Origin of the sequence: Gemmatimonas sp. (genome assembly GCF_044376735.1) — a bacterium.
Taxonomy (GTDB): domain Bacteria; phylum Gemmatimonadota; class Gemmatimonadetes; order Gemmatimonadales; family Gemmatimonadaceae; genus Gemmatimonas.
Genome location: NZ_JBILKJ010000011.1, coordinates 1 through 22283, shown reverse-complemented (window position 1 = coordinate 22283; position 22283 = coordinate 1). Strand labels below are relative to the sequence as shown.

19 protein-coding genes are annotated in these 22283 nt (G+C 67.2%); 4 read left to right on the top strand and 15 right to left on the bottom strand.

The features are described from left to right. Positions 1–12 precede the first annotated feature (12 nt). From msrA to ACIRA7_RS03065, 4 genes are all read right to left on the bottom strand, one after another. Positions 13–630, bottom strand: coding sequence for a peptide-methionine (S)-S-oxide reductase MsrA (gene msrA / locus ACIRA7_RS03080; protein ID WP_396219334.1), 618 nt, complete (start codon positions 628–630; stop codon positions 13–15). A 109-nt stretch (positions 631–739) separates the two neighbouring features. Continuing rightward, entirely contained in the window at positions 740–1330 is a 591-nt protein-coding gene (locus ACIRA7_RS03075) for a hypothetical protein (protein WP_396219333.1), read from the bottom strand. Between the two features lie 111 nt (positions 1331–1441). Continuing rightward, positions 1442–2218, bottom strand: a complete 777-nt coding sequence (locus tag ACIRA7_RS03070) for a hypothetical protein (RefSeq protein ID WP_396219332.1) — start codon at positions 2216–2218, stop codon at positions 1442–1444. Positions 2219–2274: 56 nt separating this feature from the next. Then, positions 2275–3333 carry a class 1 fructose-bisphosphatase gene (locus tag ACIRA7_RS03065; RefSeq protein ID WP_396219331.1) on the bottom strand — a complete coding sequence of 353 codons (1059 nt, stop codon included), beginning with the start codon at positions 3331–3333 and terminating at the stop codon, positions 2275–2277. Positions 3334–3435: 102 nt separating this feature from the next. Here ACIRA7_RS03065 and ACIRA7_RS03060 point away from each other — a divergent pair, with 102 nt between their 5' ends. Then, on the top strand, positions 3436–3897 hold the full coding sequence (locus ACIRA7_RS03060) for a hypothetical protein (protein ID WP_396219330.1): 462 nt from the start codon (positions 3436–3438) through the stop codon (positions 3895–3897). On the opposite strand, the gene ACIRA7_RS03055 is transcribed toward ACIRA7_RS03060, so the two are convergent. The 11 genes from ACIRA7_RS03055 to ACIRA7_RS03005 form a co-directional block, all read right to left on the bottom strand. Beyond that, positions 3898–5601: a dihydroxy-acid dehydratase gene (locus ACIRA7_RS03055; protein ID WP_396219329.1), complete on the bottom strand. Its 1704-nt coding sequence runs from the start codon at positions 5599–5601 to the stop codon at positions 3898–3900. It lies immediately after the preceding gene. Positions 5602–5608: 7 nt separating this feature from the next. Further along, the gene (locus ACIRA7_RS03050) at positions 5609–6544 is read right to left on the bottom strand and encodes an NAD(P)-dependent oxidoreductase (protein ID WP_396219328.1); all 936 of its coding nucleotides are present in this window, start codon (positions 6542–6544) and stop codon (positions 5609–5611) included. After that, positions 6537–7313, bottom strand: coding sequence for an SDR family NAD(P)-dependent oxidoreductase (locus ACIRA7_RS03045; RefSeq protein WP_396219327.1), 777 nt, complete (start codon positions 7311–7313; stop codon positions 6537–6539). The genes ACIRA7_RS03050 and ACIRA7_RS03045 overlap by 8 nt, the downstream gene beginning before the upstream one ends. 137 nt (positions 7314–7450) lie before the next feature. After that, positions 7451–8836: a SulP family inorganic anion transporter gene (locus ACIRA7_RS03040; RefSeq protein ID WP_396219326.1), complete on the bottom strand. Its 1386-nt coding sequence runs from the start codon at positions 8834–8836 to the stop codon at positions 7451–7453. A gap of 359 nt (positions 8837–9195) precedes the next feature. After that, positions 9196–9882, bottom strand: a complete 687-nt coding sequence (locus ACIRA7_RS03035; protein WP_396219325.1) for a J domain-containing protein — start codon at positions 9880–9882, stop codon at positions 9196–9198. Between the two features lie 100 nt (positions 9883–9982). Continuing rightward, on the bottom strand, positions 9983–12892 hold the full coding sequence (locus ACIRA7_RS03030; protein ID WP_396219324.1) for a protein kinase: 2910 nt from the start codon (positions 12890–12892) through the stop codon (positions 9983–9985). A 113-nt stretch (positions 12893–13005) separates the two neighbouring features. Continuing rightward, positions 13006–13368, bottom strand: coding sequence for a YybH family protein (locus tag ACIRA7_RS03025; RefSeq protein WP_396219323.1), 363 nt, complete (start codon positions 13366–13368; stop codon positions 13006–13008). Between the two features lie 125 nt (positions 13369–13493). Next, positions 13494–14570, bottom strand: a complete 1077-nt coding sequence (locus ACIRA7_RS03020; protein WP_396219322.1) for an NADH:flavin oxidoreductase/NADH oxidase — start codon at positions 14568–14570, stop codon at positions 13494–13496. Between the two features lie 4 nt (positions 14571–14574). Further along, complete coding sequence (locus tag ACIRA7_RS03015; protein WP_396219321.1) at positions 14575–15660, bottom strand: aromatic ring-hydroxylating dioxygenase subunit alpha; 1086 nt, start codon at positions 15658–15660, stop codon at positions 14575–14577. A gap of 23 nt (positions 15661–15683) precedes the next feature. After that, positions 15684–17339, bottom strand: a complete 1656-nt coding sequence (locus tag ACIRA7_RS03010) for a serine hydrolase domain-containing protein (protein WP_396219320.1) — start codon at positions 17337–17339, stop codon at positions 15684–15686. Positions 17340–17366: 27 nt separating this feature from the next. Then, positions 17367–19427, bottom strand: a complete 2061-nt coding sequence (locus tag ACIRA7_RS03005; protein ID WP_396219319.1) for a PQQ-binding-like beta-propeller repeat protein — start codon at positions 19425–19427, stop codon at positions 17367–17369. 88 nt (positions 19428–19515) lie between these two features. On the opposite strand from ACIRA7_RS03005, the gene ACIRA7_RS03000 reads away from it, so the two are divergent. The 3 genes from ACIRA7_RS03000 to ACIRA7_RS02990 form a co-directional block, all read left to right on the top strand. Then, positions 19516–20757 carry an NAD(P)/FAD-dependent oxidoreductase gene (locus ACIRA7_RS03000; protein WP_396219318.1) on the top strand — a complete coding sequence of 414 codons (1242 nt, stop codon included), beginning with the start codon at positions 19516–19518 and terminating at the stop codon, positions 20755–20757. A gap of 128 nt (positions 20758–20885) precedes the next feature. Continuing rightward, positions 20886–21410 (top strand): EVE domain-containing protein, encoded by a 525-nt coding sequence (locus ACIRA7_RS02995; RefSeq protein WP_396219375.1) that lies wholly within the window; start codon positions 20886–20888, stop codon positions 21408–21410. A 28-nt stretch (positions 21411–21438) separates the two neighbouring features. Continuing rightward, a partial coding sequence (locus ACIRA7_RS02990; protein WP_396219317.1) for a TolB family protein occupies positions 21439–22283 on the top strand: 845 nt, incomplete at its 3' end.

Sequence of the window (22283 nt, the reverse complement as noted above, 5' to 3'; positions counted from 1 at the left end):
GGCGCCAGTGCCCTACTTTCCCTGCGTCTTCTCCCAGAGCGCCGGATACTGCTTTTTCAGCGCGTCGATCTTGGGGAGGTCGTTGTACACGATGTACGGCTGATCGGTGTGGCTGTACAGGTAGTTCTGATGGTACGACTCGGCGTCGTAGAACTTGGACAGCGCCGCCACCTGCGTCACGATGGCGCGCGGGAACGCCTTGGCCTGGGTGAGCTGCGCAATCACGGTGGTGGCGCTCTTCTGCTGCTCGGCGTTGGTGAAGAAGATCGCCGACCGGTACTGCGTGCCCACGTCGGGACCCTGCCGGTTGAGCTCCGTGGGGTTGTGGGCCACGGTGAAGAACACGGCCAGCAACGTTTCGTACGACACCACGGCCGGGTCGAAGGTGACCTTCACGGCTTCGGCGTGTCCGGTACGACCGCTGCTCACGGTTTCGTAGTCGGGGTTCACCACCGTGCCGCCGGCGTAGCCCGACACGACCGACTTGACGCCCTTGACGTGCTCGAAGACGGCTTCGACACCCCAGAAGCAGCCACCGGCGAAAACGGCGGTCTGCAGGGTGGCGGCGCGTGCGGTCGAGGTGAGCGAGACCGTGGCCAGCACCACGGCGACCATGAGCGAACGAATCATCAGACGTCTCCCGAAAGGAAAACCCGCACCGACCCCGGCAACGGACTGCAGAACATAGCCGGAATCGGGGCGGGAAGTTCCCTCGGGTGGGCGCAGCGCCCCGGGCCGCCTATCGGCGGCGTCCGCCGCCGCCGCGCGGGCCGCCGCCCACGATGATCGGCACGCCCACGAAGCCAGTGTAGAACGGGCGATAGCCGAAGCCGCCCAGACCGAATCCGCCGTAGCCGAAGCCGGCGCCGAACATGAACGGGTCGTAGTACGGGTAGCCGCGTGCATAGGCGTTCCGGTCGTCCTTCGTGTTCGCGGCCACTTCGAGCGGGGCGACCAGCACGGACGCATTACCCTGCACATCCTTGCAGGCGCGCTTCTCCTTCACGGCCTTGGCCACGAGCTTGCCGCCGATCCACAGTTCCAGCGGCTCCTTGGCTTTCGATTCGAGTTCCACCAGTTCGCGCGCATTGAGCGTGAGCTTGGTGTGTTCGGTGCCCTTTTCGACGGCGTACTCGAGATCCACCGGCTTCGCGCCGTCGTTGCGGATCACGAAGCGGTCCTCGCACAGTTGGCCGAAGGTGACGTGCACCGCATCGTCGATCGCGGTGCGCGCGAGCACCGATACCTGCGCGGCGGCGCGTGACGTCGGCGTGAGTGACCCAAGGGCGAGCGCGAGCAGCGCCGTCCATCGTGTGGAGTGGTGCGTCATGGTGCCTCTCTATTGTGATGTGTCGAGATGTCCGTGGGCGCGGGGATGTCGTCGCGCGACGGAGGCTCAGTGAGAGAGACACGCGCTGTGTTGCACTACCCTACATGCCGTTCAAGCCGATGCGGTGCGATCGGCGGCGTCCTGCCGGCGCTGCGCTTCCTGCCAATCCACGATCGGCGCTACGTCGCGATCGTTCAGCGACAGACTGGCCATCGCGCGCTCCACGACCGGCGCACCGAGTTCCGTCGGCAACGCCTGGCCGAACGAAAGTTCCGCCCGGCGGCAGAGACGCTCTTCGCGCGGCAGTTGGTCTTCGGTGCGATGTACGCCCATCGCATGCACGCGCGCGTGCACGCCCTCGTGCAGAATCGACGAGGCCACCGGCGCCGCGGTGATGTCGCGCCGCGCGAGGAACGTGAGTTCGGTGATGATCACGTTGTCCTGCGGAATGAAGGCGCCGCGGCAGGCGAAGCGCTCCACGCGGATGGCGCGGATATCGCGTTGTATGTGCGCCAGACGCCACGGCTGATATGTGGCGATGAGCGCCAGCGATTCGTCGAGGCGCGCCAGCACGTCGGCGGTGGCGATATCCGGGCGCGTGTTGATCACCTCGACCGGGACGCCGTGCAGCGTGGTGCGCACGGTTGCCGCCGTGTTCGCGCGGTCGGGCGAGGCGGCGGGCTGGAACAGTGCGGCGAGCTTCTCGAAGAATCCAGGCATGACGGATAAGTATGGAGGGACATCACGCCGGTGCGCGACCGTCGGGTTGCCCGCGTTCCCGGGTTCGCCGATCGGCGGATAGGGTAGGAACGGCAACAGCCACAGCAACAGCCACAGCAACAGCAACAGCCACAGCAACAGCCAGAACACGGATGACGCCGAAAACACAGAACCAACACGGATAAGATGAAGAGCGCTTTTTGCTTATCCGTGTTGTTTTCGTGTTATCCGTGGTCTCCGTGTTCTGGCTGTTGCCGTGGCTGTTGCTGTGGCTGATGCTGATGATACTGCTCGATCCGCAGCACTTCCTCGCTGGAGCCGAACACGAAACCGCTGCGTTGATGCAACCCGGTCGGCTGTTCGTCCATCATACGACGCTCGCCGGTGCTGGCCATCCCGCCCGCCTGTTCGATGAGGAACGCGATGGGATTGGTTTCGTAGAGCATGCGTAACCGACCGTGTTTCGTGGCCGCCTTACTGTCGCGCGGATATAGAAACACGCCGCCACGCATGAGAATGCGATGCGTTTCGGCCACCAGCGACGCGATCCAGCGCATGTTGAAGTCGACGCCGCGCGGGCCCGCCGTGCCGGCGAGGCATTCGTCGACGTAGCGTCGGACCGCCAGCTCCCAGAACCGGTGATTGGAGGCGTTGATGGCGAATTCGCGGGCCGATGGGGCAACGCGCAGGTTCGGATGCGTCAGCACCCACTCGCCCAATTGCGGCTCGAGGGTGAACCCGTGTGTCCCGCGACCGAACGTGAGGACCAGCATCGTGCTCGGTCCGTACACGGCGTACCCGGCGCAAACTTGCGCCGTGCCGGGCTGCAGGAAGTCCGCCAGCTGCGCGTGCGCCCCCGGAGTCGGCGCACGCAATACCGAGAAGATGCTGCCGACCGACATGTTGACGTCGATGTTCGACGAGCCGTCGAGGGGGTCGAAGAGCAGCAGATACTTCCCGAGCGGATAGCGCGAGGGGATGGCGTACGGCTGCTCGAGCTCTTCCGACGCCATGCCGGCGAGATGTCCACCCCACTCGGCGGCCCGCAGGAACAGGTCATTGGCCGCGATGTCGAGCGGTTGTTGCTCCTCGCCGTGGACATTGCGATTGCCCACCGTCCGTTCGTCATCGACGAGCACCCCCAGCGCTACGCGCTGGGAAATCGCCTTGCAGGCGAGGGCGATGTCGGTGATGAGTGCATCGAACTCGCCGGTGGCCCCCGGTGCCTGTCGGCGCTCCTCGATGATGAATTGGGCGAGGGTGGGACGTCCGCCAGTCAGCATGGTATTAGACTCCAGAGGACTGCACATGCCGCGCTGAGCCGCGCTGGCCAACGATCCGCGTATTCTAGCACCGCGTGCTGCGGTGCGGAGGGAATCGACTCGATGGTGATGGCTGCCCTGCTGGCGATGATGGTCGCGCCACTCGTTGCCGATACGTCGCACTGTGAGGCGGCGGCGCGCTTCTTGCGCGATGAACGGCACATGATCGCCGAGGTCGAGGTCGATACGATTGACGATTGGCGCACGCAGAAGCGGGTGCCCGGCTGCCGCGTCACCGCCGCCGGTGGTACCGAAATCGGTGTTGGCCGGGAAGCGGTGCGCTTCTACGAGCTGCTGCGCGCGGCGAAGTGGGCACGTACGCCGGAGCCGCGTGATTCCCCGAACGAGGGATCGTTGCGCTTTCGCTGGGAGCGGTCGGACTGCCTGTTCAACATCAACGCCGAAGCGCTACTGGGCACCGACGCCGAGCAGCGGGTGAACGACGCGCTGCGGGTGCCGGCGGGGCAGACCCGCTACCAGATGTTCGTGATGTGCCTGCCCGCCATGCCCGCGGCACCGCGGTAGCTAGCCGTCCGCCGGCCACTCCACCGCTCCCGAGTGCGTGACCGCGCCCTGATGCGCCGGGCCCACCAGGCGGGTGTACTTCTCCAGCACGCCACCGAGCCGCGGCGCGACGCCCACCGGTAACGCCGCTAAGCGCGCGGCCAACTCCTCGGCGCTCAGTTCTACGGCGATACGGCGCGCCTCAGGGCGCGCGTCGATCGAGATGATGTCACCGTCGCGGAGCAGGGCGATCGGGCCTCTGTCGGCCGCTTCCGGCCCCGCATGGCCTATGCACAGGCCACGGGTGGCGCCGCTGAAGCGGCCGTCGGTCAGCAGCGCCACGTCGGCGCCCATTCCCTGTCCGTAGATCAGCGCGGTGATGCCGAGCATTTCGCGCATGCCCGGGCCGCCCCGGGGGCCTTCGTTGCGGATCACGAGCACGTCGCCGCGCGCGTAGCGCCGGTCGCGCACGGCCGCCTGCGCCTGTTCCTCCGACTCGAACACCCGCGCCGGGCCGCGATGCACCAGCGTGGCCAGTCCCGCCGTCTTCAGCAGCGCGCCGTCGGGGCAGAGGTTGCCCGTGAGCATGGTGACGCCGCCGTTTGCCGAGCGCGCATTCGCCACCGTACGTACCACCTCACCATCGGGGAGCGTCGCGCTCTCCAGTTCCTGGGCCAGGGTGCGCCCGGTGAACGTGATACAGTCGCCATGCAGCGCGCCCGCCTCCAGCAGCGCTCGCAACACCACGCCGGCGCCGCCCACGTGGTACAGGTCGCGCGCCAGGAAGCGGCCACCCGGCTGCAGGTCGGCAATGAGGGGTGTGCGCGCGAAGACCGCCGCCACGTCGTCCAGGTGGAAGCGGATGCCGGCTTCGTGCGCGATGGCCGGCAGATGCAACGCCGCGTTGGTGGAGCCGCCCGTGGCCGACACCACCGCGCACGCGTTCTCGAGGGACTCGCGCGTGACGATATCGCGCGGCAACGGACCGTCGCCCATGACGGCGCGCATCAGCGCTACGCCGGCGCGTCGCATGAGCGGCGCACGCTCGCTGTACACGGCCGGGATCATGCTCGAGCCGATGGGTGCGAGCCCAAGCGCCTCCGACACCATGCCCATCGTGTTCGCCGTGAACTGCCCGGCGCACGATCCCGCCGTGGGCAGGCACGAACGCGTGATCTCCTGCAGATCGTCCGGCGTCGCTTCGTTGGCGAGCACCTTGCCGATCATCTCGTACGTCTCGCCGATGTTCGTGTCGCGCCCGCGGAAATGCCCTGGCAGCGCGGCGCCACCGTGCACGAACACGCCGGGCACGTTGCAGCGCACGATGCCCATCATGAGCCCGGGCAGATTCTTGTCGCAGCCACCGATCGCGAAGATGCCGTCCCACTGATGGCCGCGCGTGGAGGCTTCCACGCTGTCGGCGATGATCTCGCGCGACACCAGCGAAAAGCGCATGCCGCTGTGCGCAATCGACAACCCATCCGACACCGACGCCACCGGACATTCGTGCGGCATGCCACCGGCGGCGTAGATCCCCGTTTTCGCATGCAGCGCCTGATCGCGCAGCAGCATATTGCACGGGCTCATCTCGCCGCCGGTATGGAACACGCCGATGTGCGGACGCGCGATCTCGTCGTCGTCCTGCCCGAGCGCCTGCAGAAATGCGCGAGTGGGGGCGCGCAGCATCCCCTCGTGGATGTTAGCCGAGCGGAAGCGCTTGGTCATGCGTGCATCACGGCGTCCCCGAGGCGTCGCTGGTCGCGGCCCGCTCGAGGAAGAGGGCGATCATGCGCGACACATCGGGATCGGCCCCGATCTGCTCCGTGCGGCTGGCTTCCAACATCACCTCGGCGGCGCGCGTTGCCATCGGCGCATACGCCCCGCACTCGCCGGCCAGACGCACCACTTGATCGATATCCTTGCGGAAGGTGCCCAGTCCGCCGATCCGCGGGCTGTCTACGCCTGCCGCCATGCGCGGTCCGAAAATCTGCAGCGGCAGCGAGTCGGCAAAGCCACCGGCCAATGCGCCCGGCAGCTGCGCGGCATCGATGCCAGATGTAGTCGCGAACGCCAGCATCTCGGCGATCGTCACCAGATTGCACGCCACGATCATCTGATTGCAGCTCTTCGCCAGCTGACCGGCGCCGTGTCCGCCCATGTGCGTCACACGCTGCGACAGAGCGTCGAACACCGGCGCCGCGCGCGCGATATCGTGGGCGTCGCCACCGGCAAATACGATGAGCCGACCGGCGCGCGCCAGTGGCAAGCCACCGGACACCGGGGCGTCGATCCATCGCGCGCCGCACGCGCTCGCCAACCGCTCTGCCATCTCGCGCGTGGCGTCGGGAGCGATACTCGACAGATCGATGAGCAGTTGACCTGTGCGCAGCACGGCGTCGATGCCCTGCACCCCGAACACCACGTCGTGCACCGCCGTCGTGTTCGTGAGGCATAAGCACACGATGTCGCACGACTCGGCCAGCGCGCGCGGCGACTCGGCCAACGCCGCGCCGTCGAGCACGAGTGGGGTGGCTTTGTCTGGCGTACGGTTCCACACCGTTACCGACAGCCCGCACTCGAGCAAGCGCTGCACCATCGGCGTGCCAATGAGCCCCGTGCCGATGAATCCGATGCGCGGTGACATCGCGGTGCCCGTGGACTCAGGCATAAAGGTGCAACCCGTTGTCCATGCGAATCACTTCGCCGGTAATGCCGGGGGCGCCGGCCACGAGGAAGTACGCCAGCCCCGCCACCTCGTCCACCTGCAGCAGCCGCGGCAGCGCCTGCGTGACCAGATACTTCTCTTCCACCGCTTTCAGTTTGTCGCCGTCGAGCACGCGACTGGGCAAACCACCGCTCACATAACCGGGGGCGATCGCGTTCACGCGGATGTCCGGCGCGAGGGCGCGGGCCAATGACAGCGTGAGCGTACTCACGGCGCCCTTCGACGCGGCATAGGCCACACTCGACCCCAGCCCCGCCGTGCCGGCGATGCTGGAGAGATTCACCACCGCCCCGCGCCCCGACTCGCGCAGCAGATCGCGAGAGGCGCGGATCATGCGAAAGGTGCCGGTGAGATTCACGTCGTACGTGCGCGCGAACTCACTGTCGGGCAGTGCCTCCAGATCGGCGTGCGGAATGAAGCGCGTGGTCCCGGCGCAATTCACCAGCGCATCGGTGCGTCCGAAATGCGCGCGCATGGTGGACGCGGCCGCGCGGCAGCTGTCGTCGCTGGTGACGTTGAGCAGCACCACCTCGGCCCGCGCGCCGAGCGCGGCGCATTCGGCCGCTACCGCGTCGGCGGCGGGGCGGGTGTCGTCGTCGAGCGAGCAGATGCCGACGTCCCAGCCGTGGCGGGCGAAGGTGCGGGCGCAGGCGGCGCCGATACCGGTGGCCGCACCGGTGATGAGGCAGACGGGTCTTGCGGGAGTGGTCATGTGGAACAGCATACCGGCAGGAACCGAAATCGTCTACTCATCCTGCCGGTTGACTCTCACGGAGCGATACATCCAGACCGCTGATGGTCTCACCCTGTGCGCGTGGTGCCACCATCGACTGGTCAGCCGCGGAATTCTTACGCCATGACCTTTTCGACAAACACCTTACGCACGATAAAGTAGATCACGAGTGCCGAGAGCACGCCGGTCAGGAAGTCGGTCAGCGGCACCATCAACGCGGTGTACACCATCATCGAGAACTCAAACTTACCGAGGTGACGGATTTCCTTGATCTCCGACACCTTGATCATGTTGCTGGCCACCCAGACGAGGATGCCGCCGATGCAGGCCATCGGAATGAGTTCGAGGTACTGCGCCAAGAAGTAGGCCATCGTCAGCTTCAGCACGGCCTTGAAGTAGCCGGCCAGCGGCGTGGTGGCGCCGGCCTTGATGCTGGTGGCCGTCCGAGCGAGCGCGCCGGTACACGGGAAGCCCTGCACGAGCGGCGTAATGATCTGCACCAGCCCTTGCCCGAAGAACTCCTTATCCGGGTTGAACGGCGTGCGCGTATTCTTCGCCAGCTTGTCGGCCATCGACGAGCAGAGGATGCTCTCTACGCCGGAGACGAAGACGATGGCCGCCACGAAGTAAACAATGTCAAACGCCAGTGCCCCAGTCATATCTGGAAAACCAGGGAGCTGGAGCTTGAAAAGGTTACTTGGAATGGATCCGTACAGGTCCTTCACGAGCAGGATCTTCTTGTCGGCGAGTACGGTGGCGGCGAGCAGGGTGGCCGTGCCCATCGCAATGACCGGACCGGGGATATACACCGAGATGCGCAGCAGGGTCTTGGTGATCGCGAAGGTGAGGATGCCGATGAGGATCGCCCAGACGTTGATCATATCGCGGTTGGCCCGCGCCGCATCGAGCTTGGCGAGGAATCCCACTGAGGTGGTGCCTACCAGATCGGAGAACGACGCGAGACCGAGGATATCCTTGAAGTTTGACAGCGCAATGGCCACTGCGATGCCGACGGTGAATCCCACGATGATCGAGTTCGGCACGAGCTTCGCGTACTTGCCTACGCCGAAGATGCCCATCACGATCAGGACGATGCCGGAGAGAATCGAGACGAACACGAGGAAGGCGTGAGCCGACTCGAAGGAACCACCCGTGGCCGGGTCACTGTACTTAGTGATCACGGCCGCGATGATCGGAATAAACGCGGCGGTCGGTCCGTACACCTGATACTTGGATCCGCCGAAGGTCCGCCCTACCAGGCAGGCGAGGGCGCCGGCGATGATGCCGTGCTCGGGGCGCATACCCATCGCGATCGCGAAGCCCATCGCCATCGGGATCGCGGTCATCGCCACGATCAGGCCGGCGCTGAAGTCCTTATAGACGACCTTGCCCCAGTTCTCGCGGGTTAGGTCTTCCCAGCGCGAATCGAAGAACGTGAAGAACAGCTTCAGCCTGCCGACAGGGGTCGTCGGAAATGCCGTGATGCCCGAGCTTCGGTTCATGTTAAGGTGCGGGATTGGGTTGGCGAAGGCCGTTCAGGGCGCCACGACGCCCGACGTCGTGGCGAGACACCACACCGAAACGCCACGGAGTACACTGCTGTAGGTTACAGTCCGAGGGGCAGAGTTGCAATGAACACGCCGGCGATCACATTGGCGCGCTTCGAGGGCGAACGTGGGCGACGAGGAAGACAACGAAGCCGGTCACACTGTCTTCCTTCGCATGGCCGAACATGGACGGGTGCTGATGCATGGGCGTCGTGAAAGGGCGGGAGCGTGATGCGACCGTCGGTGCAATCTACGTTCCGGCTCCCGGAATGCCCTATACGCGTTCGGCTTTTCTCTGCCGTGAGACGCGCTGGTTACGCGGTGGCCGAGACGAAACCGCCGGTGGGGCCGGCGAAGAGTGCGGTTACGAGTTGCGCATGGACCGTGAAGACGGCGTCGAGGCGTCGGCAGCCGACGACCATGGCCACCACATCGAAGGACTGACCGACAATGCGTACGATCCCGTGCAGCGGCAGTTCGAGGCCGCTGTACACGCCGATGCCGTCGAGCGAGAGATCACGCAGCCGCACATCGATCGCGTCGGCCTGCCCATCTACGTGCATGATCGCCCAGTCCGACTTGCTTACGCGCGGGATGCCGCGGCGATCCATCGGCATGGCGCGCGCATCGGCGGCGAGCGCCGGCGACAGCGGCGCACGGCAACGCGCGCATCGTGTGTCACGTCCGATGCGCCCCGGAAGACCGAGGCGGCACATCGGGCAGGCATTCGCCGGTGGAGGGACCAGTTCGGTGGCCACCGTACTCGAGGTACGCTGGCGTGATGCGGCGCGTGACGCGCGACGGGCATCATACGCCGCCCGTTTCGCCGGATCGGACAGCACGGCATAGGCGTCGTTCAGCAGCGTCGCCTGATACCCGTCACCTCCGACGTCGGGATGACGCACCGCGATCAGGGCCCGGTACGCGGCCCGGATCACCTCGGTCGGCGCATCCGGCTGCACATGAAGCAGCCGATAGTGATTGCGTCGGTTGGTTGGCATGACGGGCTAGCGGTAGATGACAAGGAGGTTGCTCACAACGGGCGGCGGCTGCACGCCGGAGTGATCGAGACATCGAATCTCGACCATTGTCGCCCGCTGGTCAGTTCCGCTTGGCCTGGAGCCGCGCGATGCGCTCGCGCGCGGCCGTCACGGCCGGCTGGAGCGACGGGTCCGCATTCTTCCAGAGCGCCACGAAGTCGCTGTAGCGCTGGAGCGCCTGTTTGGTGTGGCCGGCGTCTTCGTGCAACTCGCCGAGGCGGCGGTACCCTTGGGCGAGCAGCCGCGCGTGGGATGAATCGGCGAGCGCCACCGAGGTAGCGGCGAGGTACTTCTCATACCAAAAGATGGCCGAGTCGCGCTTGCCCATGAGGTCGTAGGCGCGCGCGTAGCCGGGCCAGGCGCAGGGGACGCAGTTCACGGAGTCGCCGGCACGGAACGCGGCGAGGGCGGCAGCCCCGTTCTTCTCGGCCAGGTACACCTCCCCGCGCGCGGTCGCGATGGACCAGCCCTGCACGCGCGCCAGGTCGGGGGGCATGCTCGCGCTCCATTCGGCCAGCACCCGCCGGGCGTCGGCGACGCGGCCGGTGGCGGCCAAGGCACTCACGAGGCCGCTGTACGGCCGATCGAGCGGTGCCAAGGCCTGCCAGCGCCCATCCCGCAGGATGGGTTCGAGACGGGGCCCCGCGCCGGCGCCCTCGCCGAACTCGGCGCGCGCCAGCGCCTCCGTGACCTCGGCCGCCAGCAGCGACGCGGTATCGTACACGCCGGTCAGGATCTCCCGACGGCGGCGCTCGACCCGCCACGCCGAGTCGAGCCGCCCACCGGCGATCAGGGCGTTTCGGAGCGCCCGGCCGGCGATGAGCTTTACGGCGGAGGACTGTGCCGCCGCAATCCGCGCGGCGGCAATGGCCTGCGCGCTGTCGACGTCGCGCAGCGCAAAGGCCAACTCCTGCCGCATGCGTTGCACGTAGTCGTTCGAGGCATCGGCGCGGGCGGCGTACTGGGCCAACTCCCGGCGTGCCTCGTCGACCTGGCCGGACGCGAGTAGCGCACTCAGGAGGTTCCGGTCGCTGACGGATGGGGCGCGGCGCGTCGAATCGCGGGCGGCGGCGTAGTAGCGGGCGGCCAGGTCGGGGCGGCGCAGCCCCGAGTACGCCAGCGCGATCTCGTTCTCGGTGTTTCCGCGGAACTGCCCCGGGTCACGCAGGGCCCCGGCCGACAGCACCTCGATGGCCTCGGCGGGCCGCCCAACTGAACGGAGGTACGGCGCGGTGGCCAGTGAACGGGTCCACTTGGAGCGCACTCCGTCGCGGTGCAGGTACGCCTCGCGCATGGCCACGAACCGTTCCTGCGGGCGGACACCGGCATTGCCTAGCACAATGGAAAGGAGGCTCCAGCCGCCGGCGAACGTGCTGTCGAGCGCCACCGCCGCCCGCAGCTTGTCGGCGGCGGGGAGATAGTCCTGCCGGTCGAGCAGTTCCTGAGCCTCCGTCCAGAGGCGCGCCGCCTCGGGGGTGGTGCCAATGAGCTTCCCCGTGGCCTGCGGCCGCGGGAGGCGGCTGAAGGCCCGGACCAACCCGACGCGGGTCTGCTCGGCCAGCGACTGCATGGCGGCGGACACGCCGGCGGCGTCGGCGGCGGAGACCTCGAGGCGAAAGAGGGCGCTGTCGTTCGCGGTGACCCGGGCTTCGGTACTGAAGAGGAACCCGCTCCCCACGCGGGCGACGGCTTGCGACACGGTGCCATGCAGGCCGAGGTCACGCGCCATGGCAAAAAGCGTGTCGCGGCTCACGGTGCCGGGCTCCAACCCCAACTCGAGCGCCATCGAGATCGCCCGCTGGTCGCCCAGCGGGAGCAAGCGGCGATCGCTCTGGGCAGCATTGAGCACGGCACTGGCGAGGCCGCGCGCCAGCACGCTGTCGGCGGGGTCAGACACCGTGGGCAGGAACAGCACGGCGAGGCGCGAAGAGTCGGCGAGCGTCTCGCCCAGTCGCGCCACGGCCTCGGCGCGCTGTTCGCGATACCGGTAGCCGGCAAACGCCACGGCGGCGAGCCCGCCGACTCCGACCGCGGCCAAGAGCGCGCGCGGCATGCGACGCCGAGCTGAGGCGGACGCGGTGGGCGGCGGCTGGACGGCCGACGGCGTGCGGGCGCCGGAGATGTCGCCGCTCATGGCGTCGAGCGCCTGGAGCACATCGGCCGCCGACCGGGGGCGTGCGGAAGGGCTCTTCTCGAGGCACTGCATCACCAGCCGCTCGAGCGCGGCTGGCAGCCCCGGTCGGATGGGGCCGAGGGGCGCCGGTGGCCGGGCGATGTGCGCCGCCATGATCTCGCTGGCAGTGGTGGCCTCGAAGGGCGCGCGGCCAGTGAGCATCTCGTACATCACGAGCCCGGCGGCGTAGAGGTCGAGCCGGCCGTCGGCACCGGCCTCGCCGGCGATCTGCTCCGGGGCCATGTAGGCGGGGGTGCCGATGGCCATGCCGAGGCCCGTCATTCCGGCGGCGGTGACGCCGGTGGAGGCCGAGACGGCCTTGGCCACGCCGAAGTCGAGCACCACCGCATGGCGCCCGCTGAGCATGATGTTCTCGGGCTTGATGTCGCGGTGCACGACGTTCTGCGCATGCGCGTACTCGAGGGCCTCGAGGAGGTCACGCCACGCCCGCACGGCCTCGTCGAGCGGGAGCTGCCCCGCGCGCGCGAGCTTGGCGCGCAGCGAGGCCCCGTCGACAAAGGGCATGACGTACCAGAGCAGGCCGTCCCCGCTCCCAGCCGACAGCAGCGGCACAATGGCGGGATGCTGGAGCTGCGCCGCCATTTGGATCTCGCGCCGGAAGCGGTCGGCATTGACGCTGGCGACCGCGTCGGGCGGGAGCACCTTGATCACGACGCGGCGGCCGAGGGCGGTCTCCACGGCGAGGAAGACCCGACTCATGCCCCCGCCGCCGAGCTCGCGTTCGAGTCGGTAGGCGGGGCCGAGGGCGGTCGCGAGCGCGGCGGCGAAATCAGTCATGGGCCATGGCAGTGGTCATGCAGAAAAATACGCGGCGGACTCGTGGGCCGTGCGGGCGAGACCGTGGCACGGTGCGCAGCCCCCGCCGAATTGGTGAGCGCCCCCGACGCCCTTTACCGCGCAGCGGCGGCCGGCCGTGGCAGGGGGCTCGTCATGTCCCGCACGATCTTCCAGCCGCTGTCCCGCTGCCGGTGCCAGACGGTGAGATAGTCGGCGTGATCGACCGTGCTGGTGGTCCCGCCCCGCGGCGTGGAGGCGGTGCGGACGGTGCCGATCTCGATGGCCACGTCACCCAGGATGCGCAGATCGGTTCGCGTGAGCCCGATGGAGTCGACCTTCACGGCCGCGAGCCAGTCACGGGTCGAGCGTTCGATGGCCGCGCGCGCGCCCTGCGCCGGCAGGGATGCGGCGGGGCTTCCAAGGAGGAGCGACAGGCCGACGATCCAGGCCGGCAGACTTCGACGTTGATGTGGCACTAGGGGACTCCAGTAGCGGGTGGGAGCGGACTCCACGGCGAGGAAGACCCGGCTCATGCCAGCGCGTCCGCGGTCGAAATGCTCGAGAGCGTCACGCGGGCTTTTCCGCGAACGTCCGCTTCACGTCACGAGCGCAGACGCGCGCGCTCATACTGCGGCGGCCACGTGATGCTGGCGCCGAGCGCGTGGGCCGCCATGAGCGGCCACCGCGGATTGCGCAGTAGTTCGCGGGCCAGCAACACCACGTCGGCGCTGCCGTCCGCCACGACCTGCTCGGCCTGCGCGGCGTCGGTGATGAGCCCGACGGCCGCCGTGGGCACACCCGTCTCGGCGCGAATGCGGTGCGCGAACGGCACCTGATAGCCGGGGCCGATCGCGATCTGCTGATGCGCGGCCAGACCACCTGACGAGCAATCGATGAGGTCCACACCGCGCGCCTTCAATAGCGAGGCGAGCTGTACCGACTCGTCGACGGTCCAGCCACCGTCGGCCCAGTCGGTGGCCGAGATGCGCACGATGAGCGGCAGCTCATCGGGCCACACCGCGCGCACCGCGTCGGTGACCTCGAGCAGCAGGCGTGTGCGGTTCTCGAACGAGCCACCGTAGCGATCGGTGCGCGCGTTGGCGAGCGGCGACAGGAACTCGTGCAGCAGATAGCCGTGCGCCGCATGCAGCTCGACCACCTGGAATCCGGCGGCGAGGGCGCGGTTGGCGGCGGCGCGGAACGACGCGATCACCTGCGCGATACCGTCGAGCGAGAGTTCCTGCGGCAACGGGTAGGTCGGTGCAAACGGCACGGCGCTGGGCGCCATCACGTTGTCCCATCCGCCTTCCGCAAGCGGCACGGCACCGGCCGGTTGCTCCCACGGGCGACGCGTGCTGGCCTTGCGACCCGCGTGCGCCAGCTGAATACCCATGACCGCGCCCTGCGCCCGGCAGAACGCGGTGATGTGCCGCAGCATCGGAATGTGTGCGTCGTCCCAGATGCCCAGGTCGTGCGGGCTAATGCGCCCTTCCGGCGTGACCGCCGCCGCCTCGGTCAGTACGAGCCCGGCCCCGCCGGTCGCAAACGCGCCCAGATGCACGAGGTGCCAGTCGGTCGCGAAGCCGTCCTCGCTGGAGTACTGACACATCGGGGATACGCCCACGCGATTGCGCAGCGTGAGGGAGCGGAGGGTAAGCGGAGAGAACAGAGCGGACACGTGATCAGGTCAGGAATTCGTGAAGCAGCGAATGGAAATGGTGCACGCCGTTCTCGTGGCGCGCCGAGTAGCGGCCGCGGTCGTACACACGCGAACGGAGATTCCGCTGCACCGTCTCACAGATCTCGATGTCCTCGTCCTGCACCTCCGCGCTGAAGGCCAGGAGCTTCGTCCAGGCGGGATCTGTGGCGGCGTCGGTGGGCGGGTTCGTGGCGTACCAGTCGAACACCACACGACAGCGATCGTGGCCCATGGGAATGACCACGTTTGTTTGCATCTGTCCGAGGTACACGTTCAGCATGATGTTCGGGAACATCCACACGTACACCGCTTCCGGCGTGTCGGTGGCACTCGGATTGTAGATGCGATCCGGATTGCCGCCATGCACCGGACGCAGCGGCGCATGCTGAATGGAGAAGTATCGACGAGGCTCCACGCGGTAGTGGTCCATGTCGAGCTCCTTGTGTAATCCCGGATGCACGACGGGCACGTGGTACCCCTCGAGGAAGTTGTCCACGTACACCTTCCAGTTGCACGCGATGTCCCAGCTACGCGACATCACGTACTGCATCGACTCGCAGCCGAACGCCTGCACACGCGCGGGAATATCTTCCATCATGTCGACGAGCGGCGGCGCCTTGCCGTCGAGGTTCGCGAATACCAGCGGTCCCCACGTCGTGACCTTCACCGGCACCAGGTGCATGTCGGCGGGGCGGAACGATTCCACGCCTTCCATGCCCGGGGCGCGCTGCAGCGCGCCGTCGAGTCCGTACGTCCAGCCGTGATAGCGACACTGCAGCGTGTTGCGCTTGCCGCAGCCGTGCGCGATCGGGCCGGCGCGGTGCAGGCACACGTTGTGGAAGCCGCGCAGTGTGTCGCCGTCGCGCAGCACCACGATGCTGTCGTTCCCCACCTCCGCCGTGAGGAACTGGCCGTGCTCGGCCACCTGATCGACCCGCCCCACGAGCTGCCACGTGTGCGCAAAGACGCGCTCCATCTCCAGTTCGAGATACACGGGGTCGTTGTACAAGCGTGCCGGAATGGTCGCGGCGCGCTCGATGTTGGGATCGAAAGGAAAGACAATCGGCATTCTGGAAACTACGGTGTTGAGGCCTACTTCACCCGGGATGACACGAAATCCCAAGCACGACCACTGCCGAAATGCATGGCCGACACACGCCCCTGCTTGTCGCGCACGAACCAGACGGTCTCCTCGCTGCCGCCGAAGGCGTCGCGATAGGTCGCCGCCAGCGTATCCGCCACACCGACGCGGGGGCTGACGGTAACGCGATCCCCCGCGATGCCAACGGTGAACGTGACGTCGATCTCGTCGTTCCGGTACCGGCCCGCGATGCTGGCGAGCTCCGCGGCGCTCGGCTTCCAGCGTTCGGCGGCCATGAAGGCGTGCACCACCGTGTCGCCGTCGGAGGTGGGGATGCGCATCGTGACCGGCGTGCCGCTGGCGTCGGTGGTGAATCGCACCCGCGTGCCCCCCATCTGGTAGCTGCCATCGCGCAGCGGCAGGAAGGCCGTGCCGCCATCACGCCGCAAGCGACCACGCGCGGTGTCGAGCACCGTGACCGTATTGGTGCGGGTGTCGCGATAGATCCCCGCGAGACGGGCGATTGTCGCGGCATCGGTTCGCACGGTGTCGGGGGCGGTGGCGCGTGGGAGTCCCGGCACCATGGCGTCCACCAGCGCGTGAGTAAGCCCGGTGGCGCCGGCGCCAGCCACGTTGCACATCACGGCGATCGACAGGTCGTTCTGTTCCGGATAGCGGGCGAGATATGTGCCGTAGCCCGCCGTGGAGCCACTGTGAGAGATCTCGCGCAGGCCGCGGTAGTTGTTTACGGTTAGCCCGAGCGCGTAGGCGATCTCGAGGCCGCTGGTGAGCGTCATGCGGCGCGTGAGGGAATCGACCACGCCGGCGCCGAGTGTCTTCTTCGTGAGATGATCGTTCCACAAGAGCCAGTCGCTCACGGTCGTGAGCAGTCCACCGGCGGCGATCACGTTGTCGTTCGGCATGTCGATGTGCAGGCCGTCGGGCCGACGCGAGTAGGCCTGCGCGAGTCCCGGTACGATGCGCGTGAAGTCGTCGCGCCACTGCGTGTTGGTCATGCCGAGCGGCACAAAGATGCGCTGCGTGGTGAACTGCACGAACGACATGCCGCTCACGCGCTCCACGACCGTGCGCAGCAGCAGAAAGCCCGAGTTCGTGTACGAGTAGTAGTCGCCCACGGGATAGTTGAGCGCCCGCTGATGCGTGATGAGCTCGAACACATCGCTTTGGGTATGCACCCGTGTGCCGCGCGGCCAGCCCTGCCACGCCACCAGGTTGCTCCACTCACGCAGTCCGCTCGTGTGCGTGAGGAGATGGCGGAAGGTGATCGTGCGTCCGTACACCGGAAGTTCGGGCAGCACGGTGCGCGCGTCGTCGTCGAGGCGGAGTTTGCCGTCGTTGACCAACAGCATGATGGCGGCGGCGGTGAACTGCTTGGCCACCGAGCCTGACTCGAGGATGGTGCCGGGGAGAATCGGTCGGGCCCCGGCGATATCGGCCATGCCGTAGCCGCGCGTGAGCAGCACTTTGCCACCCTGTGCGATACCGACGGCGCATCCGGGCGTGTGCGTGGAGTTCCACGCGGCAAAGACCTTATCGGTCACCGCGGCCAGGTCGGTACGCTGGGCACCCGCGGTCAACGGCGCGAGGGTGCCCAGCAGGAGCGCGATGGCGATTCGCGCCGGGCGGGGAGTGAGGCGAGGAGTCATGCGCCGAATGTACGGCGCACTTTACGGTTAGGGCAACGCAAAGGCCACGTAGGTGCCGCCGCTGGGCGCGCCGTTCTTGCCGCCACCGCACGCGATCACGAGATACTGCTTGCCATCCACCATGTACGTGCTGGGCGTGGCATTACCGGCGGCCGGCAGCTTCGCTTCCCACAGCAGGCGTCCATTGCTCTTGTCGTAGGCGCGGATCTTGTTGTCGTAGGTGGTCGCGGCGATGATCAGCAATCCATTCTCGGTCACGATGGCGCCGCCGTAGTTGTCGGTGCCGGTGTTCTTGATGCCCTTGGCGGCGAGCTTGGGATACTCACCGAAGGGAATCGACCACTTGATGGTGCCGGCGTTCAGGTCGATCGCGTTGAGCGTGCCCCAGGGCGGCTTGATGCCCGGATAGCCTTCGTGGTCGAGGAAGATGTCGAAGAACGCCGTGCGATACGGCAGCATGTACGGCGTCGTGCCTACCAGTGCGGCCGAGTTGTCCTTGCCGGTCAGCAGATAGCTCACGATGTCGTTCACGGCGCCGCCTTCGAGTGCGGTGCCGAAGGCCGGCATGCGACCGGTGCCTTCCTTGATGATCGTGGCCAGCTGCTCCTTCGAGCGGCGCTTGGCGATGTCCATGAGCGTGGGGCCGGCGGCCGAGCCCTGCAGCTTGTCACCGTGACAGCCGGCGCAGTTGGCGGCGTACAGCGACTTGTCGCTGCGCGGCACCAGCTTCAGCAGCCACGCCATCTCGTTCGAGTTCACGTACAGCAGGCCGGTGGTCGGATCGAACGCCGGTCCACCCCACTCACCGCCACCGTCCACGCCGGGATACACGATGGTGCCACGGGTGTTCGGCGCGTCGTACGGATGCTCCGTCTTGTACTCGTTGAAGATCTTGAGCGCCGATGCTCGTGCGGCCGGGGTGCGGGCCGTGAGATCGTTGCGCGTGAGCTGCTGGCGCGCGAAGGGTGCCGGCATGGTGGGGAAGAACTGGGACGAGGCGGGCTTGTCGTCACCGAGGGCGATGCCGGGCATGGCGCGCTCTTCTACCGGGAACAGCGGCGTGCCCTTCTCTCGCTCGAAGAGCCACGTGTGCCCCGTTTTGGTGATCTGCGCCACGGCGTCGATCTTCCGACCGCCGCGCGTGATAGTCACCAGCGCTGGTGCGGCCGGGAGATCGCGATCCCACAGGTCGTGCTTGAGCACTTGATAGTGCCACACGTACTTGCCGGTGCGTGCATCGAGGGCCAGCACACTGTTGGCGTACAGGTTGTCGCCGAGACGGTTGGCACCGTAGAAGTCGTACGACGCCGAGCCGGTGGCGGCGAACACCATGGCCCGCTTGGTATCGATCGTGACGCCGGCCCAAGCGTTGGCACCGCCAGCGATCTTCCACGCATCGGGCGGCCACGTTTCGTAGCCGGGCTCACCGGGATGCGGAATGGTGTGAAAGCTCCACCGCAGCTTGCCGGTGTTGATATCGAAGGCGCGGATGTCACCGGGCGCGCTGGGCAGCGCTTCAGGCACCGAGCTGCCGATGATGAGCAGGTCTTCGAACACCACGCCCGGCGTGCTGGCGCTTACCGAGAGCCCTTCCACCGGACGGCCGAGTCCTTGACGCAGGTCCACCCATCCACTGTCGCCGAAGGTCGTGATGGGGCGCCCGGTTTTGCGATCGAGGGCGTAGAGGCGGTTGCGATAATTGAAGATCACGCGGTCGCCGGTCACGACCACGCCGCGATGGCGGAAGCGCGAGGCCGGTGGCGCTCCGTTGTTGGGATCAAAGCGCCAGATCGGCACGCCGGTGGCGGCGTTGAGCGCGATGACGTGCAGCTTGGGCGTCGTGGCATACATCACGCCATCGATCACGATCGGATTCGCCTGCATCTCCGAGCCGGTGAACGAGTCTTTCGTGTCGTATGTCCACGCCACCTTCAGCTGCTTCACGTTGGCCGGCGAGATCTGGCCCAGCGTGGTGTAGTGCGTGTGATCCTCGCTGCCGCCGTACACGGGCCAGTCGGCGGAGCGCCCGGTGGTCTGGGCCTGCAGCGTGGTCGCGGCAAGGAGAAGCAGAATCAGGGCACGGGACATGAGGTGCTCGGCAGAGGACATGACAGGCGAATGCGCTAGCTTACCTGATGGACAGCGGTTCCTCAACAGGCGATGGCGTGGAGTGCGTATGCGGCGGGTGATTGTAATCGGAGCTGGAGCGGCCGGCTCGATGGCGGCGATCTTCGCGGCATCCGGCGGGGCGGACACGCTGCTGATCGAGGGCACGCGCGACGGCGGTCGCAAGATCCTGATCAGTGGCGGTGGTCGTTGCAACGTACTCCCGCTGCGGGTGGACGAATCCCGGTTCGTGACGGATTCCTCACCGAATCTGCTCAAGAAGATCGTGCGCGCCTGGCCGCTGGCCGAGCAGCGCGCTTTTTTCGAAGACACCCTGGGCATTCCGCTCGAGGAAGAGACCGAATCGCTCAAGCTCTTCCCCGCGTCGCACAAGGCGCGTGATGTGCGCGACGGGCTGCTGGACTACGCACGTCGGCAGGGGGTCCGCCTGCGCATGGAGTCGCGCGTGGTGGATATCGCCCCGGTGAACGGCGGCTGGGAGGTGACGGTCGATGACGGCACTGTGCTCAAAGCCGACGCCGTGATCGTGGCCACTGGTGGTCTGTCGGTGCCGAACACCGGGAGCGACGGCGCGGGGCTCAACATGCTGAAGGCGCTGGGGCACACGATGCACCCCACCTACGCTGCGCTCACGCCCCTCACGACTACCGACGCGGCGTTCAACGACCTGTCGGGGATCTCGCTCACCGTGTCGCTCACCGCCAAGAGTGCGTTGCAGCAGGCTACGTGGCGCGGCGGCTTCCTGTTCACGCACCATGGCTACAGCGGCCCGTCGGTGCTGAACGTGTCGCACGTGGCGGTGCGCGCCCGCGCCGGTCATGCGCCCAAAGGGGAGCCGTCCACGGCCAAGGTGCAGGTGCAGTGGACCGCGCTGGGCGAAAAAGAGTGGGAGGCAGCCCTCAAGCCACACGGCGCGCGCACGGTCACCGGCGCGCTGCGGGCCGAGATGCCCGACCGGTTGGCCGCGGCCCTGCTGGCCAAGGCCAACGTGGAGCCCACCCGCCCGCTCACCGAGCTGCGTCGCGATGAACGGTTACGGCTCATCGATGTCCTCGTGCGCGGCGATCTGCCGTGGCAGGGCGATGAGGGCTACAAGAAGGCCGAGGTGATGGGCGGCGGGGTGGCGCTGAGCGACGTGGATCCGCGCACGATGGAAAGTCGCCGGCACCGCGGGCTATTCTTGTGCGGTGAAGTGCTCGACGCGTTCGGCCCGATCGGTGGCTACAACTTTCTCTGGGCGTGGGCCACGGGGCGCTCGGCCGGCATCGCCGCCGCCGCTGTGGCCATGTGATTCCCCGCCGAACGGCAACTGCCCCAACCACGGTCTCCATGCCCGCTAAGAAGTCCCCCGCGAAGAAAGCCCCCGCCAAGAAAGCCCCCGCCACGAAGGCACCCGCCAAGAAAGCCGCGCCCAAGTCGATGCCCTACGAAAAGGGCGCGTGGGCCGCTGCGTTCTCGGCGCGCGCGCCGGGCGAGCAACGGTATTGGCTGATCAAAAGCGAGCCCGACGTGTTCTCGTTCGACGACTTGCTGGCGGCACCCAAGCAAACGACCTGCTGGGACAGTGTGCGCAATTCGAGTGCGCGCAATTTCCTGCGCGATGGCATGAAGAAGGGCGATCTCGCGTTCTACTACCACTCCAACGCCGAGCCCTCGGCGATCGTAGGCATCTGCGAAGTGGTGCGTGAAGGGTATCCCGATCCTACGGCCCTCGATCCTTCGCATGACTACTACGACGCGGCATCGAATGCGGATACGCCCACGTGGTTCATGGTCGACGTGAAAGCCGTGAAGAAGCTGGCGAGCCCGGTGGCGCTGCCGGCCATCAAGAGCAGCGCGGCGCTCGCTGATATGGCGCTGGTGAAAGTCGGTCGGCTCTCGGTGGTGCCGGTGCAGCCCGACGAGTGGGAGACTGTAATCGCGATGAGCGAAGGACGTTCGTAACCTGTAATTCCCGCCCTGGAGGCTCCTGATGTCCCGTCTGTTCTGGCGATTCGGCGCGCTGTGTGCTGCCGCGATCGCGACGTCTGCTCCATTCATCGCGCAGGGACAAGGTGCCGCTCCCCGTGGTGGTGCGCGCGCTCCTGAAAAGCCGCTGCCGCTGGAAGCAGGTCGTACGTTCTCGCTCGATACGCGCGAAGGCACCTGGCTCTCGCTCGACGTGAGCCCCGACGGCACCACCATCGCCTTCGACATGCTCGGCGATCTCTACACGATGCCCTTCGCCGGCGGTGATGCCACGCGCCTTACCAGCGGCATGGCCTTCGACGCGCAGCCGCGCTTCAGCCCCGACGGCAAGTCGATCGTGTTCATCTCCGATCGGGAGGGCGCCGACAACGTGCATGTGGTGGATGTGGCCACCAAGGCCGTGAAGAGCATCACGCGCGGCAAGACGAATGTGTACCTCTCGGCCGATTGGTCGCCCGACGGCCAGTACATCGTGGCCAGCAAGGGCGGATTCCGCGGCGGACTGCCCACGCTGTGGATGTATCACGCCGATGGCGGCAACGGCATGCCGCTGTACACGGCGCCGGCCAACGCCGCGCCGGGCACCGCCGTGCAACAGACTGGCGCCGCGTTCAGCGCCGACGGCAAGTCGATCTGGTACACGCAGCGCACCGGCGCGTGGAACTACAACGCGCAGTTCCCGCAGTATCAGATCTACGTCTACAATCGCGACACGGGTGAGCGCGACGTTCAGTCGTCGCGTTACGGGTCGGCCGTACGCCCTACGCTCAGCCCTGACGGCAAGTGGCTCGTGTACGGGTCACGCTACGAAGACAAGACGGGGCTGCGGGTGCGGGAACTCGCCACCGG

Excerpts from the sequence above, each read along its gene's own strand:
- msrA (WP_396219334.1), bottom strand. The coding sequence starts at position 630 with ATGATTCGTTCGCTCATGGTCGCCGTGGTGCTGGCCACGGTCTCGCTC.
- ACIRA7_RS03075 (WP_396219333.1), bottom strand. The coding sequence starts at position 1,330 with ATGACGCACCACTCCACACGATGGACGGCGCTGCTCGCGCTCGCCCTT.
- ACIRA7_RS03065 (WP_396219331.1), bottom strand. The coding sequence starts at position 3,333 with ATGCTGACTGGCGGACGTCCCACCCTCGCCCAATTCATCATCGAGGAG.
- ACIRA7_RS03060 (WP_396219330.1), top strand. The coding sequence starts at position 3,436 with ATGGTGATGGCTGCCCTGCTGGCGATGATGGTCGCGCCACTCGTTGCC.
- ACIRA7_RS03055 (WP_396219329.1), bottom strand. The coding sequence starts at position 5,601 with ATGACCAAGCGCTTCCGCTCGGCTAACATCCACGAGGGGATGCTGCGC.
- ACIRA7_RS03050 (WP_396219328.1), bottom strand. The coding sequence starts at position 6,544 with ATGCCTGAGTCCACGGGCACCGCGATGTCACCGCGCATCGGATTCATC.
- ACIRA7_RS03045 (WP_396219327.1), bottom strand. The coding sequence starts at position 7,313 with ATGACCACTCCCGCAAGACCCGTCTGCCTCATCACCGGTGCGGCCACC.
- ACIRA7_RS03040 (WP_396219326.1), bottom strand. The coding sequence starts at position 8,836 with ATGAACCGAAGCTCGGGCATCACGGCATTTCCGACGACCCCTGTCGGC.
- ACIRA7_RS03035 (WP_396219325.1), bottom strand. The coding sequence starts at position 9,882 with ATGCCAACCAACCGACGCAATCACTATCGGCTGCTTCATGTGCAGCCG.
- ACIRA7_RS03030 (WP_396219324.1), bottom strand. The coding sequence starts at position 12,892 with ATGACTGATTTCGCCGCCGCGCTCGCGACCGCCCTCGGCCCCGCCTAC.
- ACIRA7_RS03015 (WP_396219321.1), bottom strand. The coding sequence starts at position 15,660 with ATGCCGATTGTCTTTCCTTTCGATCCCAACATCGAGCGCGCCGCGACC.
- ACIRA7_RS03010 (WP_396219320.1), bottom strand. The coding sequence starts at position 17,339 with ATGACTCCTCGCCTCACTCCCCGCCCGGCGCGAATCGCCATCGCGCTC.
- ACIRA7_RS03005 (WP_396219319.1), bottom strand. The coding sequence starts at position 19,427 with ATGTCCCGTGCCCTGATTCTGCTTCTCCTTGCCGCGACCACGCTGCAG.
- ACIRA7_RS03000 (WP_396219318.1), top strand. The coding sequence starts at position 19,516 with ATGCGGCGGGTGATTGTAATCGGAGCTGGAGCGGCCGGCTCGATGGCG.
- ACIRA7_RS02995 (WP_396219375.1), top strand. The coding sequence starts at position 20,886 with ATGCCCTACGAAAAGGGCGCGTGGGCCGCTGCGTTCTCGGCGCGCGCG.